Genomic DNA, 16,003 nt, shown 5'->3' with positions numbered 1-16,003 from the left:
TCGATTCGATTAATCGAGAGGAGAGGTCATCATGCGCAGAAGAAGCCAGCTCAAATGGACCGTGCTGGGCGCCGCCCTGGCGGCCGTGCTGATGTTCGGGATGGAGATGACGACGGGCGGCATCAACCGGGTATACGGACCGATCGAGGGCTCCGATCCCGCGGCGGTCGGGCGTTTCGCAGAAGCCGCGAAAGCGCGCGAGCAGCTGCAGGCGGCTCAGAAATACGAAGCCGAGCTGCGCCGGCTTCAGGAGAAGTACGGCGTCCAGCCGTCCGCCTCGGCAGAGGCGCAGACGGCATTCGCCGGAGATGCGGAGTCGGCCGGCGCAGCGGGCGGAGACGTCTCGGCATGGAATGGAGACCCGGGCGGGGATGAATGGTCCAGGCTGCCGGGAGTCGCGCCGCTGGATTCCGACACCGGCGTCAATCGCCTTGCCGACGGAACGGCCGGCATGCTGCAGAGCGTTTCCAGCTCCGGCATCCGCCTGATCGTGACCCTCTTCGACTCCTTTACCAAATAAGGGCTTGCAGACGGGCCCGTTTCCTTTCCCTGCCGCTCATTGCCGCCCCGGTCCGCCTCGGGTATAATGGTACGAATGGGTTAGATAATTGAGGGGTGTGGATAGTTAAGCATGGCAGACGTACGCGACCGCCAACAGAAGATACGGAATTTTTCCATTATCGCGCATATCGACCACGGGAAGTCGACGCTGGCAGACCGTATTCTGGAATATACCGGAGCATTGACCTCCCGCGAAATGCAATCGCAGGTACTCGACCAGATGGATCTCGAGCGCGAGCGCGGCATCACCATCAAGCTGCAGGCCGTGCGCCTCGGCTACAAGGCCGATGACGGGGAAGAGTACATCCTGAACCTGATCGATACGCCCGGACACGTCGACTTCACCTATGAAGTCTCCCGCAGCCTCGCGGCCTGCGAAGGCGCGCTGCTGGTCGTGGACGCGGCCCAGGGCATCGAGGCCCAGACGCTGGCCAACGTCTATCTGGCGCTGGACAACAACCTGGAGATCCTTCCGGTCATCAACAAGATCGACCTGCCGAGCGCGGAGCCGGAGCGGGTCAAGCAGGAGGTCGAGGATGTCATCGGGCTCGACGCGAGCGACGCCGTCCTCGCTTCCGCCAAGGCGGGCATCGGCATCAAGGAGATTCTGGAGCAGGTCGTCAAGAAGGTTCCAGCTCCGACGGGAGATCCCGACCAGCCGCTCAAGGCGCTGATCTTCGACTCCCACTACGATCCGTACAAGGGCGTCATCGTCTACGTGCGCGTCGTCGACGGCAGCATCAAGGCCGGCTCCAAGATCCACTTCATGGCGACCGGCGCTGAATTCGAGGTCATCGAGGTCGGCGCCTTCAAGCCGCGCATGAGCATCGTGGACGAGCTTGCCGTAGGAGATGTCGGCTTCATCGTCGCCGGCATCAAGAATGTCAAGGACACGCGCGTCGGCGATACGGTGACCGAAGCGAAGCGCAAGGCTCCCGAAGCGCTTCCGGGCTACCGCAAGATCAACCCGATGGTATACTGCGGCCTGTATCCGATCGACAACACGGAGTACAACGACCTGCGCGAGGCGCTCGAGAAGCTGCAGCTGAACGACGCGTCCCTCACCTTCGAGCCGGAATCGTCGACAGCGCTCGGCTTCGGCTTCCGCTGCGGATTCCTGGGTCTGCTCCATATGGACGTCATCCAGGAGCGCATCGAGCGCGAGTTCAACATCGACCTCATCACGACCGCGCCGAGCGTCATCTATTCCGTGACGCTCACGAGCGGCGAGGTGCTGAGCATCGACAATCCGTCCAACTACCCGGAGGTCGGCAAGATCGAGCATGTCGAGGAGCCGTACGTCAAGGCCGCCGTCATCGTGCCCAACGATTTTGTCGGCACCGTCATGGAGCTGTGCCAGAACAAGCGCGGCGAATTCGTGAACATGGAGTATCTGGATACGAACCGAGTCACCATTACGTACCAGATTCCGCTGTCAGAGATCGTCTACGACTTCTTCGACCAGTTGAAATCCAGCACGAAGGGGTATGCTTCCTTCGACTACGAGCTGTCCGGCTACCGCCAGTCCAAGCTGGTGAAGATGGATATCATGCTGAACGGCGAGACGGTCGACGCCTTGTCCGTCATCGTGCACCGCGACCGCGCCTATCAGCGCGGACGGGTCATCTGCGAGAAGCTCAAGGATTTGATTCCGCGCCAGATGTTCGAGGTGCCTATCCAGGCGTCGATCGGACAGAAGGTCATCGCGCGCGAGACGGTCAAGGCGATGCGCAAGAACGTTCTTGCCAAATGCTACGGCGGCGACATCAGCCGGAAGCGCAAGCTGCTCGAGAAGCAGAAGGAAGGCAAGAAGCGGATGAAGCAGGTCGGCAACGTCGAGATTCCGCAAGAGGCGTTCATGGCCGTCCTGAAAATCGACGAGGATTGATGGCTGGACATAGGCCGAATGGGCGCTTCCGCCCATTCGGCAGCCAGCTTCGCTGGAGGAGAGCCGCGGCTCTCCTCTTGCAGCGTTTAAGGGAACCCGAAGTGCAGCGGTTCCCGGTAGAGGAGGCATCGCCATGCTGAAGCACGCGCCCAAGGCGCTTTACATTCATATCCCTTTTTGCACGAACAAATGCTTTTATTGCGACTTCAACTCCTATGTGCTGCAAGGGCAGCCGGTCGACAGCTATTTGACCGCGCTGGAGAAGGAGATGGAGCTCACTCTGGCCGCGATTCCGGCCGAGCGCATCGATACGGTATTCGTGGGAGGAGGCACTCCGACGGTGCTGACTCCGCCTCAGATGGAGAGATTCCTTGCCGCCGTAAGGAAGCATTTCCCGCTGCATGAGGGAACGGAATTCACGATGGAGGCCAATCCCGGCACGACCGATCCGGACAAGCTCGCGGTCATGTTCGCGGGCGGGGTGAATCGGCTGAGCTTCGGCGTGCAGTCGTTCGACAACGGGCTTCTGGAGCGGATCGGCCGCATCCACAACGTGGACGACGTGTACCGCAGCCTGGACAATGCGCGGGCGGCGGGCTTCCGCAACTTGTCCATCGACCTGATGTTCGGCTTGCCGAAGCAGACGGTGTCAATGCTGTCCGACAGCGTCGACAAGGCTCTGGAGCTGGATCTGCCGCATTACTCGCTCTACAGCCTCAAGGTGGAGGAGAACACGCTCTTCCACCATATGTACGAGCGCAACGAGCTGCCGCTGCCGACCGAGGACGAGGATCTGGAGATGTATCTCCATCTCATCGAGCGTCTGCAGGGCGCGGGATACGAGCATTACGAGATCAGCAACTTCGCGAAGCCCGGCTTCGAGAGCCGGCACAACTCCACCTACTGGCGCAATGAGCCCTATTACGGGCTTGGAGCCGGCGCGCACGGTTATATCCACGGGCTCAGGCATGTCAACATCAAAGGCGTGCAGCCTTACATCGATGCCGGTCTGCAGCGGCTGCCCCGCCTGTCGGAGGAGCGGATCCCGGATACGGAAGCGATGGAGGACTTCATGATGGTCGGCCTGCGGCTGCTGGACGGCGTCCGCGACCGGGATTTCGAACACCAGTTCCCGGGCCATACGATCGAAGGCGTATTCGGAAGCCAGCTGCAGCCGCTGCTGCAGGAAGGCTTGATGCAGCGTGTCGACGGCGGCACCGAGACATTGCCGGGAGGCACGCCGCTTCGCCCGGGCACCGGCTATCGTCTGACTTCGCAAGGCGTGCTGCTCGGCAACGAGGTGTTCGGCGCGTTCGTCGGCGTGCTGGGCGAAGAGACGGCCGACGTATAAACAGCCGGTACTGGCAGCATGATTGATTATGAAGCGATAAAAGGGGAAATTTCCATTGAAACAAGAAGAATTCAAGCCGGAGCAAGAACAAGAACTGGATCCTATGGCGGAGCTCAAGCGCGCGGCTAGCCGCACTTCCGACTGGAAGGCGCGTCTTGCCGCCGTCAAGGAGCTCGGCAAGCACAAGCAGCCTCAGTCGGTTGAGATCATGACGCGCCTGCTCGCGAGCGACCCGGTCTATGCCGTCCGCGAGGCGGCCTACTCGGGGCTCAAGAGCTTCGGCGAACCGGTCCAAGCTCCGGCACGCAGCAAGTCCGAGCCGGTCAAGGGCGTGTCCAAAATCATCGTCCGCATCCGCAAAAGCCTTCCGGAAGGCCATACCCTGGAGGATTTCAAGGAGAAGCTGCGGAAGACGAGAAGCGACGTGTATGACGTCTACGAAGGCGAAAAAGGCCCTGAGTTCGATTCATGGCTGGAAAGCGTTTGGAAAGCTTCGTTCGACCGCAAATAAGCTTGGCAAGCCAAGCCGGGCCGGATCTGTCCAGGACAGATCCGGCCCGGCTTTTTTTTGGAGCCTGGACGGTCAGCGACTGCCGGCTCTCATCCAGCGTCTTATCTGAACCGCATTCATGGCGCGGCTCTCTTCGTTCCGACCGGTGCCGCATTCGGCATGTTCGAATTCCTATGCATTCTCTTTTATCGGAACAACGAAAAAAAATGAATAAAAAACAGTTGCAAGCGCTTTCGGTTATCCGTTATACTGAGCGGGTAAAGGCTTCCAAAACGTTTTGGAAGAAAGGAGTGAGGAAGACTGACCACCATAAAAGACTTGGCGAAGTATGCGGGAGTCTCCGTCACGACCGTTTCCAGAGCGTTGAACGGCTATGACGATGTGAACGAGGGCACCCGCCAAAAGATCCAGAAGGCGGCCAAAGAGCTAAACTACCGCCCCAATGTGCTCGCCCGCAGCCTGGTCACCAAGAAAACACGGACGCTCGGAGTGATCCTGTCGGATATCAACCGGGCCGGAGCGAAGGATGCGATGGCATTCGAGATTCTGTGCGGCATCAACGACCGGGCAGGAGAACTGGATTACGAGATCATGCTGTTCAGCACGAACGCCAAGAAGCAGATGTCCAAATCCTACAGCGACCTGTGCAAGGAAAGGAATGTGGACGGCGCCATCATATCGGGCCTTCGCGTCCAGGACCCGTACCTGCAGGAAGTGACGTACGACTCCAACTTTCCGTGCGTGCTGATCGACATCCCGGCCGAGGGCAGCTGCCTCGGACATGTCACGACCGACAACGTGGAGGGAGCTTCCATGGCGGTCAGGCATCTGATCGAGCAGGGGCATCGCCATATCGCGATGATCAACGGCCACAACGATGCGGCGGTCAGCCTGGAGAGGCTGAGCGGCTACCGGAAGACGCTGGAGAAGCACGGGATCGCCTACAGGCCCGAGCTGGTGTTCAACGGCAGCTTCTCGGAAGAGGGCGGCTTCGAGGCGATGTTCGAGATCCTGCTTCATCATCCTGAAGTGACGGCCGTATTCTCGGCGAGCGACTTGATGGTTCTCGGAGCGCTGAGGGCGGTCGAGCGCAGCGGCTGCAAGGTGCCGGAGAGAATCTCGATCGTCGGATACGACGACATTGCGATCGCTTCCTACAGTTCTCCCAAGCTTACGACCATCCGCCAGAACAAATACGAAATGGGCTACCAAGCGGCCCAGCTGCTCGTTGACCTCATTGAAGGCAGGCCTGTGAACCACAAGATCATGCTCCATAACGAACTGATCATAAGAGAAAGCACGTCGCCCTGCGAAAAACCGTGATAGCGGAAGGGCGTTTTATTTTCGGAAATTACCAAAACGTTTTGGTTGACAAGTAAGCGCTTCCTAATTCAGGAATATCAGTTTTTATAAGGCCTGATCATTTATGGACATCATGTAAAGTTGTCCAAAACGTTTTGGAGATCTAAAGGGGATTGCATACAGATGGACTACCGCGTGATAAAAGAGAACGACCTGTTCCTGATGACCGACCATTCGGGCGATATTCCGGAGCGTCAGGAAGACGGCCAAGGCTTCGGCCTGTATACGAAGGACACCCGCTTCCTCAGCATGCTGGAGCTGCGGATCAACGGCAAGAAGCCGATCGTCCTCTCCTCGGAGGCGGATGAGAATTACTTGTCCACCATTCTGCTGACGAATCCGCATATGGAGGTGGACGGCAAGCTGGAGCTGTGGCGGGAATCCATCGAGATCAAGCGGACCCGCTTCATCTACGGCGATGTGCTCTATGAAACGGTTGAAGCGACAAACTACAGTCCGATGGCGTGGGAATTCGAGCTGTCGCTTCGATTCGCGGCCGACTTCACGGATATGTTCGTCATCCGGGGTTTCCAGAGCGGAGGCGCAGGCGTGTCTGCTCCGCCTCTGCCTGGCGAGAACGGGCTCGACTTCGCCTATTACGGCTTGGACGGCATCAAGCGCAGCCTCATCGCCCGCTGGTCCAGGCAAGCGGACCGCTTCTCTCCCGAAGGGGAGGCGGCATTCCGGATGAAGCTGGAATCCGGGGAGTCGAGCGCGGTCCACTTCAGCTTCGCTCCGACGTTCGGAGAGGAGCAAGCCCGGCTCGTTCCGAGGGACGAGGCGTTGGAAGCGTTGCGCCGGTCGTACCGGGAGTGGAACGAGCAGGCGACATCCGTCGACAGCGATCTGCCCGCCTTCAACCGGCTGTACGGACGCGGCCTGCAGGATATCCGCGTGCTGCTGACGGACATCGGCTTCGGACCGTTCCCTGTCGCAGGGCTGCCATGGTTCGCGGTGCCGTTCGGCCGCGACAGCCTCATCACGGCGCTGCAGCTGCTGCCGATCCAGCCGGAAGCGGCCAAAGGCACTCTTCTGACGATGGCTCATTTCCAGGGGACGAAGGAGGATCCTTGGCGCGACGAGCAGCCGGGCAAAATCATGCATGAGCTGCGCAAGGGAGAGCTGGCGAACACGAATCAGGTTCCGTTCAACCCGTATTACGGCTCGGTGGATTCGACGCCTCTGTTCCTGGTGCTGCTCGGGGAATATGTGAAATGGACCGGCGACGTGGATACGCTCAAGCGGCTTCTGCCCCATGCGGACCGGGCGCTGGAGTGGATCGACCGGTATGGAGACCACGGCGGCAGAGGCTTCACCTCTTATCATCAGGAGTCATCCAAAGGAATCGCGAACCAGGGATGGAAGGATTCCGCCGATTCCGTCGTCCATCGGGACGGCCGCTACGCCGAAGCTCCGGTTGCCCTGGTGGAGGTGCAGGGCTACGTCTATCAAGCGAAGCAATCTCTCGCCGGCCTGTACCGGACCTTGAACGATCCGGAGAGAATCGTTCAGGCCGGGCGTCTCGAGGGGGAAGCCGAAGCGCTCAGGCGGCGGTTCGAGGAACGCTTCTGGATGGAGGATCGCCAGTACTACGCGATCGCCCTGGATGGAGACAGCGCCCAGGTCGGCACCGTGACGTCCAACCCGGGCCATGCGCTCATGTCCGGACTCGTGTCGCCGGAGCGGGCGCAGGCGGTTGCCCGCCGGCTCGTCTCGACGGAGATGTTCAGCGGTTACGGCATCCGCACGATGGCGGAAGGCGAGAAAGCCTACAACCCGATGAGCTACCATGACGGCAGCATCTGGCCGCATGACAATTCGCTGTGCCTGATAGGGCTGGCGAGGTACGGCCTCGACAAGGAAGCCGTTATTGTGATGGAGGGACTGCTGGAGGCGTCCGGACATTTCGAGAACGGCCGCCTGCCGGAGCTGTTCTGCGGATATTCGGCTTCCAGAGGCCGCGCGGTCCGCTATCCGGTCGCCTGCTCGCCGCAGGCATGGGCCGCGGCGACTCCGCTCGTGTTCGTGACGGCGATGACGGGGCTGAAGTTCGATCCGTCCGCGAGGACGATCAGCCTGAAGCCGGCTTTGCCGGGAGGGATGAACCGCCTGACGATCAAGGGGATGCGAATCGGTGAAGGACGGCTGGCGGTGGAGATCGTGCGTACTGGCGGCGAGTATCGGACGGCGGTGCTTCAGCAGCCGGATGGCTGGACCGTCGACATGGATTCCTTAGTAGGCCAGCAATAGAAGCATGAAGGTATTTCGGGCCCGCGCCACGCGCCGGCCCTTAATATAACCACTACTTTTGAGGGGTGTTCCAAGCATGAAGATCAAAGGAACCGCATTACTGGCCATCGGGATGTCGGCGGCGATCGCGCTGACGGCCTGCGGTACGAATTCAAGCTCCAATTCCGGCAACGCGGCAAGCGGGAACAGCGGCAAAGCAAGCAACGCAGACGCTTCAGGCGGCACGGAAGCAAAAGAAGTCAAGCTCCGCGTCGGAACGTGGGACGGAGGGGACAGCCTCAAGATCCAGCAGCAAATTGCGGACAATTATATGAAAGCGCATCCGAACGTAAAGGTGTCCATCGAATCCGTGCCGGATCAATACGGCACGAAGCTGCTGACGCAGATCGCAACCGGCCAGGCGCCGGATGTATTCCAGATCGGCGACGGGGACATCAGCATGTTCATGAACAAGGGGTCGCTTGAAGACTTGACCTCCTATATCCAAGGGGACAACGGAATCAAGCTGGACGATTACTACGCCAACGTCCTCGACGTCGGCAAGCTCGGCGACAAATACTACACGCTGCCGAAGGACTATTCCGACCTGGCCGTATTCTACAATAAAAAATTGTTCGACGAAGCGGGCCTTCCCTATCCGCAAGCAGGCTGGACCTGGGAGCAGCTGTACGACACGGCCAAAAAGCTGACGAAGAAGGACGGCGACCGCATCACCCAGTGGGGAGTCAACCTGCCCGGCGCGTGGACCCGTGCGGTCCTGCCTCTGATCAACGCATACGGCGGCAGCGTCATCAGCCCCGACGGCGAGAAGTTCGACGGCTTCATGAACAGCGACGGAACGGTGAAAGCGCTTGAGCTGTATCAGGACATGTACCAGAAGGACCGCATTTCCCCGTCCAGCACCGAGAGCGCGGCATTCAAGGGCGTCGATCTGTTCGCGACAGGCAAAGTGGCGATGAGCGTAGGCGGCCGCTGGCCGGTGACGGACTACAAGAGCAACAAGGACCTGAGCTTCGGCGTCGTCAGCATGCCGGCCGGCCCGAGCGGAGCGGCCAATACGATCTGCTACGCCGGTTATGGCCTGTACTCCAAGTCAGCCAACAAGGACGAAGCCTGGAGCTACCTGAAATACCTGACCGGTCCCGAAGGACAGGAGCTTCTCGGAGCCTATGCGTTCACGGCTGTCAAAGCGACCGCGGAGAAGCTCGGCCAGACGGCGGACGAGGCACTCAAGCCGTTCCTCGACGACATCCCGAACATCAAGGACTTCCCGGAAAAAACAAGCCCTTACTTCAGCACGACCGGAGGCAAAGCGCTGCAATCGGTCATGGATAAAATGATGCTCGGCAAGCCGATCGATGTGAAGAAAGAGCTGGACGCAGCCGCCAAGCAAGGCGATGCCGACCTGCAAACGGCCAAATCCGAGTAAGCCTTGGGATGGCGCCGCCTCTTGGCGGCGCTGCCGCTCAGCAGGGAGGGGAAGCGCATCGTCTTCCCCTGTCCCGGCTGTCCGGATCCTGTCCTGCAACCGAATGGACCAGCCGCATGCCTAGAGGCGGCGGAGTCGGTCCCACTTAATCCGCTTGAGGTGATAAAAGATGACTATGCCGGAGATGGACGGCGCTTCCGCAACAACTGCAGCCGCTCCCCGCAAGAAGGCAATGCGGGCCACAAGCAAGGAAGCCATATGGTTTTATGTGCTGATCTCTCCTTGGCTGATCGGATTCCTGGCCTTCGTGCTCGGTCCGATGATCGCTTCGTTTATCATCAGCCTGACCAAATGGGATTTGCTGACGCCAGCAAAATTTATCGGGTTCAAAAACTATTCCAAGGCGCTGAATCACGACCCGCTTTTTTGGACGTCGCTCAAAGTAACCGTTCTCTACTCTGTCTTGTCCGTACCGCTGGGACTGGTGTTCTCGCTTGCGCTTGCCCTGCTGCTCAATCAGGCTGCCTGGGGAATGCGGCTGTTCCGCACGATCTTCTATATGCCGGCCGTCGTCAGCGGCGTTTCGGTCATGGTTCTATGGATGTGGATATTCAATCCGGAAATCGGATTATTCAATACGATCCTCGGCTATTTCGGCATCTCGGGACCGGGCTGGATCTACGATCCCAACTGGGCGATGCCTTCCATGGTCATCATGAGCCTCTGGGGAGTAGGCGGCGGCATGATCATCTGGCTGGCCGGCCTGAAGGGCATCTCGCCGTCCCTGTACGAGGCGGCCGACCTCGACGGAGCCAACGCTTGGCAGAAGCTGAAAAACGTCACCGTCCCGATGCTGACTCCGACGATCTTCTTCAACCTGATCATGGGCATCGTCGGCGCGCTGCAGACGTTCGGGCAGGCGTATGTCATGACAAAAGGCGGACCGATGAACTCCACGCTGTTCTACAATTATTACCTGTTCCAGCACGCCTTCGAGAACTTCAACATGGGCTACGCCTCCGCGCTTGCCTGGTTCCTGTTCATCATCATTCTGGTGCTGACGCTGATCGTCGTGAAGTCCTCGGACGCCTGGGTCTACTATGAAGGGGAAAGGAAGTAAAGGCATGCGGACAAACAAATGGCTTCATCAAACCATCGTGTATGCGCTGCTTCTGGCAGGCTCGCTCGTGATGCTGATTCCCTTCGCCTGGATGCTGTCCACTTCGCTGAAGGAGTCGTACCAAGTGTTCACGGTTCCTGTCAAGTGGATTCCCGATCCGATCCGCTGGGACAACTACATCACGACCTTCACGGGCCTGCCGTTCGGCCGCTGGCTGCTCAACACGCTTGCCGTCACCGTGCCGAACATCATCGGAACGGTGCTGTCCTGCACGGTCGTCGCCTACGGATTCGCCCGCTTCAAGGCGAAGGGCAAAAACATGCTGTTCATCCTCATGCTGTCGACGATGATGCTGCCGACCTCGGTCACGATGATTCCGGTGTTCTACCTGTTCAAGGAGCTCGGATGGATGAACTCGCTGCTGCCTCTCATCGTGCCGGCCTTTTTCGGCACGGCCTTTTATATCTTCCTGCTGAGGCAGTTCTTCATGACGATTCCCGTCGAGATGGAGGAGGCGGCCAAAATCGACGGCGCCAGCACGCTCGGCATTCTCGTCCGCATCATCTTGCCGCTGACGGTCCCTGCGATCATCACGGTGGCCATCCTCCAATTCAACGGCGTCTGGAACGATTTCATGACTCCGCTGCTGTACCTGAACAAGCCGGAGCTGTATACGCTGGCGCTCGGCATCAACTTCTTCAAGAGCGAGAACAACGTCCAGTGGAACTTCCTCATGACGGCTTCCGTCGTGACGATGCTGCCTTCGCTGCTGTTCTATTTCCTCGGCCAGAAATATTTCGTGGAAAGCATCACGCTGACCGGAATGAAAGGATAACGAGCCTATGGCCAAGCTGACCTTGAACCGAAGCGGAGCGGGATGGCTGGCAGGCGTCGGCCTGCTGTCGGCATCCATGCTGGGACTGGAAATCGCGCTGACGAACGTGCTCGGCGTGCTGCTTCAATATCATTACGTGTCGCTTCTGATCTCGCTGGCCGTCCTCGGCACCGGCGCCGGCGCTTACGCCGCCGTCCGGTTCGGTGGCAAGGCCGGCAGGATGCAGGCTGCGGCTCCTGCGGGCTGGGCAAGCATCGCTGCGGGAGGATACGCCATCCTCCTGAGCTTTGTCCTGGCCCGTTTTCCCTATTCGGGGCAGCTTGCCGTTTACGCGCTGTTATGCACGCTGCCGTTCCTGCTTTTCGGCTGGGTCACGGGCCGGGCTCTCGCTTCCGGGACCGCTCCGGCACCGGCCGTATATGCGGCCGATCTGCTCGGCGCAGCGGCAGGCGCGCTGTGCGGCTACTTTCTGACGGAGCGGCTCGGCGGCTTCGCGGCCGTATTCCTTATGTCGGTGCCTGCCTTTGCGGCGGCGCTCGCCTTGTTTGCCGGCTGCCGGGGCAAGAGGAGGAGATATGCCGTCCTGGCAGCCGTGCTGCTGCTCGCGGCGGCGCCGCCCGCCTTCGAGACGGCCAGGCAGCTGGACGGCTGGCGGCTCGATTTCGCCGCTTTCCACGGCGCGGCGCCTGACAAGACGATTGTCGGGACGCTGCGCAGCGATCCTTCCGCCCATGTCGTCTCGACGCATTGGGACGGATTCGCCCGCACGGACACGGTCGCGACCGCGGATGACAGCCGCCGCATGCTGTTCGTCAACGGCGGCGCCGGAAGCTACATGTACCGGTTCGACGGCAGCCTGAGCTCCGTTGCCGGCCTTGCCCGGGATATCGAGTTCCTGCCGTTCGCCGCTGGACGGGCGGATCGGACCGCCGTCATCGGAGCGGGCGGGGGACGCGACATTCTGTACGCGCTGCTTGCCGGGGCCAAGGATGTCACTGCTGTCGAGCTGAGCTCCGGCATCGTCCGGAGCATGCGGGAGCAGGCGGACTACAACGGCGGCCTCCTGGATCGTCCCGGCGTCAAGACCGTCGTCGGCGACGGAAGAAGCGTGCTCACCCGCAGCGCCGGCGGTTATGACCTGATCGTCCTTGATCTCGTCTATTCGCAGGTGGGCGGCATGGGCGGCCAAGCCTTGTCTGAAAACTATGTGTTCACGAGGGAAGCGTTCAAGGAGTATTTGGCCAAGCTGGCGCCGGGAGGAAGGCTCGCCATCCTGTCCCATCAAGGCATCGAAGGCGTCCGCGCCTATTATACGGGCCTTGAAGCGCTCATGTCGGACGGGGAGCGCACGGCGGCGGAAGCTTCCCGCCACACGGCCCTGCTCCTGGCAACCGACGAGTCGGCCTCGCCGCAGCTCACTCTATCCCTGATCCAGAACACGCCGCTCGACTCGAGCCAGCTGAACCTGCTTCAGACCGGGGCGCGTTCGCTGGGGCTGCGTCCGCTGTTCCTTCCGGGCTCCGACGAGGAGCTGCTGAAGCCGCTCGTTCAAGGCCAGGTCCCGTTCGACCGCTTCGTGCGCGATTCGGATTACGCGGTCGATCCCGTCAAGGATGACCGGCCGTTCTTCTTCCAGGTTGACCCCGGCCTGCCGCCCGCTCTCGGGCAATGGCTCGCTGCCGCCACGGCTTTGACCCTGCTGGCCGCATTTGTCATCGGCATCGGTGAGTACGGGCCAGGCCGGGCTTCCAGGCTGCGGGCCGGAAGGCCGCGCTTGAAATCCTATCCGCTCTATCTTCTGCTCGGGATCGGTTATATGGCCGTCCAGACAGCGCTCATCCAAAAGGCTTTGCTTTATCTCGGCAGTCCGGCGCTTGCCTCCATTGCCGTCATCATGCCGCTGCTGCTCGGCGGAAGCTTGGGGAGCGCGGCGGCAGGCCGTTTCCGCCTTCCCGCATACGCCGGCGCCGGGGCCGCCTTCGCAGCAGCGGTGATGCTGCTGCTGGCGGAGCCTGCCCTGTCGGCCAGTCTTCTGGTGTCCGGCGACAGCGCGCGGCTGGCGTTCGTCGGCGTTACTGCCTTGCTGCTCGGCTTGCCGATGGGCATGCCGCTTCCGTCCGGGCTTCGCGAGGATGACCGGCGGCTGCCGGGATCTTCCGCCTTCTTCTTTGCCGTGAACGGCTTGGCCGGCATATGGGGCTCCTTGCTCGGCGCAGCCGTCTCGATGGAGGCCGGCGTGACAGCTACGCTGGCTGCTGGCTGCCTGTTCTATGCGGCAGCCGCGGCAGCCGACCGCTTCATTACCGATAGGAGGAATGAATAGTGAACATGAAGTTATGGGATATAGGGCCGACGCTGGCTCCATATAAAGAAGAGGGAAACACGGAAGGAGCCTCGTGGCAGGATCTGTTCCTTTGTCCGGGCAGCAAGGTATGCCTGATCGGGGGACAGAACGGAGGATTTCCGGATTTCGGCCATCACGTGAAGCTTGAAATGGGCGGGCTGTGGCTGCATCCCGTCAAGCTTCTCGACGGATTCTGGCTCGGCATACGGGACCGGGAAGACGATGGCGGAGCTTCGGGAGAGACGCCTGTCTGGCTGACGGAGGCGAGCGTCTTCGTGAACCATCCCTTCCACAACGAACATCGGTACACGATGAGCAGGCACGGTCTGGACATCGTCCGCAGGCAGTTTTGCCCTGACGGAGAGCAAGGCATTCTGGTTTCCTTCGCTATTCGAAATCTTCTCGATCGTCCGCGCTCTCTGGATGTCCATTTCCTGGTTCGGACCGACCTGAGTCCGGTCTGGTACTCGGAAGGAATGGAGTGGCGGGAAGGGTTCGATCAAGGCCGGTTTCACCCGGAGCGCGGCGTCTTCACTGCAAGGGATGAGCATCAGCCTTGGCATGTCGCGGCCGGCTCCGTGCTTCCGGCCTCGGATTGCGAAATCGACCGGGAGCTGTTCGGACCGCATTGGACCGCGGGCAAGGGCGTCGGCGGCGAGCTGAAATACGCCGGCGTGCACATTCCCGCCGGAGGCGAGACCGAGCTGAGGTTCGCCGTATCGGGCTCGCTGCACAGCGAGAGCGACGCGCTGGCAAACCTCGAGAAGCTGCTCGGCTCGGCCGAAGAGCTGTGGGCGGCCAAGGTGCTGCGGTATGAAAGCCTGTTGTCCGCCACCGAGCTGGATATCCCCGACAAGCATCTGCAGAAAACTTTCGATTGGGTGAAATTCCATCAGGACTGGCTGCTTCGGGATGTTCCGGGTGTCGGCAGGGGAATCGGGGCGGGCCAGCCGGAGTATCCATGGTGGTTCGGCTGCGACAGCAGCTATGCGATTCCCGGACTGCTGGCATCGGGAGGCATGCAGACGGCTCTGGATACGGTGCGGCTGCTGCACCGGGCTTCGGAGCAGGCGAACGGGAACGGCCGCATCATCCATGAGATGTCGACGAACGGACTTGCCGCCCATCCCGGCAATACGCAGGAGACGGCCCATTTCATCTCTTGCCTGTGGGAGGTGCTGAAATGGACGGGAGATGCCGCGCTCCTTGGCGAGCTCTATCCTTCCGTGCAGAAGGGACTGGACTGGCTGCTCGGGGAAATGGACCCCGACGGCGACCTGCTGCCGGAAGGTTACGGCATCATTGAGATCGAGGGCTTGAACGTCGAGCTGATCGATACAGCCGTCTATACGTGGTCCGCGCTCAACGCCGCATCGGAGATGGCGGCCTTGCTTGGAGACGAGAGCGGCCGCAGCCGCTGGGCGGAGCTTGCCGTCCGGGTCGGAGAGGCCGTCAACCGGGGCATGTGGCTGGAAGAGGAAGGACTCTATGCGGACGCCATGGCTCCGGTCGGCAAGGTCCGGGACCGGATCGATCTCTACATCGAGAGGGCCAGGCAATTCGGAGCGGATAACGCCGTGCGCGATCTCCTCGCCATGAAGGCAGACATGGAAGGGCTGCATCCCGAGCTCGAGAAGCCGTGGCTGTTCAAAAACTGGGTCATCAACACGCCGATGGAAGCCGGGCTCGCTCCGCGGCCTCAGGCGATCCGCGCGCTGGACCGGATGGCCGGCGAGGAGTTCACGGGCCGCTGGGGAACGTATTTGTCCGGCATGTACCGCGATCAGATCATGACGATATCGACCGGCGTCCAAGCGGTGGCGGAGGCGCGTTACGGCCGGATGGACGAGTCGCTCCGCTATGCGCGGATGATCGCCTCCACCTTCAACCGTAGGCTGCCGGGCTCCATGTCGGAGATGTCTCCGGACTATGGCTGCTTCGTGCAGGCATGGACCAATTACGGCATCGTGTGGCCGCTTGCGGCCTACATGTTCGGCATCGGTCCGGAAGCGTACCGCAAGCATCTGACGCTGCAGCCCCGCTTGCCGGAGGAATGGAAGGAAGCCGCCATCCGCAACGTCGGATTCGGCCTAGGCGAGCATGCGGCGGAGCTGCAGCATTATGAGATCCGGCTCACGGAAGATGAGGATGTGTACCGCTGGAAGCTGCAGGGCGAAGGGTGGACCGTAAGGCTGCGCTTGCCGGGCGAGACGCTGGGGGCGGCAGCCGTGCTGCTGGACGGACTCCGGATCAAGCTGGCGGCGGACGGCGAGGGATGTTATGCGGACGTCGAGGGCGAAGGCGATCACGAGGTCCGGGTCGTCAAGCTGGCGGCGGCTGCTCCTGAATGAA

The 16,003-nt window shown here is 60.9% G+C and carries 11 protein-coding genes; all 11 read left to right on the top strand.

What is annotated here, in order from left to right:
* Positions 1-31: 31 nt before the first annotated feature.
* Positions 32-520 carry a hypothetical protein gene (locus AC06G8_RS14780; protein WP_480283185.1) on the top strand — a complete coding sequence of 163 codons (489 nt, stop codon included), beginning with the start codon at positions 32-34 and terminating at the stop codon, positions 518-520.
* Positions 521-631: 111 nt separating this feature from the next.
* Complete coding sequence (lepA, locus tag AC06G8_RS14775) at positions 632-2,449, top strand: translation elongation factor 4 (RefSeq protein ID WP_480283184.1); 1,818 nt, start codon at positions 632-634, stop codon at positions 2,447-2,449.
* A 133-nt stretch (positions 2,450-2,582) separates the two neighbouring features.
* Positions 2,583-3,800 carry a radical SAM family heme chaperone HemW gene (gene hemW / locus AC06G8_RS14770; protein WP_480283183.1) on the top strand — a complete coding sequence of 406 codons (1,218 nt, stop codon included), beginning with the start codon at positions 2,583-2,585 and terminating at the stop codon, positions 3,798-3,800.
* A 103-nt stretch (positions 3,801-3,903) separates the two neighbouring features.
* Positions 3,904-4,311 (top strand): HEAT repeat domain-containing protein, encoded by a 408-nt coding sequence (locus AC06G8_RS14765; protein WP_480285448.1) that lies wholly within the window; start codon positions 3,904-3,906, stop codon positions 4,309-4,311.
* A gap of 300 nt (positions 4,312-4,611) precedes the next feature.
* Complete coding sequence (locus tag AC06G8_RS14760) at positions 4,612-5,634, top strand: LacI family DNA-binding transcriptional regulator (RefSeq protein ID WP_480285447.1); 1,023 nt, start codon at positions 4,612-4,614, stop codon at positions 5,632-5,634.
* Positions 5,635-5,796: 162 nt separating this feature from the next.
* Positions 5,797-7,923 (top strand): amylo-alpha-1,6-glucosidase, encoded by a 2,127-nt coding sequence (locus tag AC06G8_RS14755; protein ID WP_480283182.1) that lies wholly within the window; start codon positions 5,797-5,799, stop codon positions 7,921-7,923.
* Between the two features lie 76 nt (positions 7,924-7,999).
* Complete coding sequence (locus tag AC06G8_RS14750; RefSeq protein WP_480283181.1) at positions 8,000-9,352, top strand: ABC transporter substrate-binding protein; 1,353 nt, start codon at positions 8,000-8,002, stop codon at positions 9,350-9,352.
* Positions 9,353-9,521: 169 nt separating this feature from the next.
* Positions 9,522-10,472: a carbohydrate ABC transporter permease gene (locus AC06G8_RS14745; RefSeq protein ID WP_234992882.1), complete on the top strand. Its 951-nt coding sequence runs from the start codon at positions 9,522-9,524 to the stop codon at positions 10,470-10,472.
* A 4-nt stretch (positions 10,473-10,476) separates the two neighbouring features.
* Positions 10,477-11,307, top strand: coding sequence for a carbohydrate ABC transporter permease (locus AC06G8_RS14740; RefSeq protein WP_480283180.1), 831 nt, complete (start codon positions 10,477-10,479; stop codon positions 11,305-11,307).
* Between the two features lie 7 nt (positions 11,308-11,314).
* Complete coding sequence (locus tag AC06G8_RS14735) at positions 11,315-13,630, top strand: hypothetical protein (protein ID WP_480283179.1); 2,316 nt, start codon at positions 11,315-11,317, stop codon at positions 13,628-13,630.
* Positions 13,631-13,635: 5 nt separating this feature from the next.
* Positions 13,636-16,002, top strand: a complete 2,367-nt coding sequence (locus tag AC06G8_RS14730) for a glucosidase family protein (protein WP_480285446.1) — start codon at positions 13,636-13,638, stop codon at positions 16,000-16,002.
* The last annotated feature ends 1 nt before the right edge of the window (position 16,003 follow it).

Source organism: Paenibacillus sp. SJS-P3 (assembly GCF_056711585.1).
This window is presented reverse-complemented; position numbering and strand designations above follow the sequence as displayed.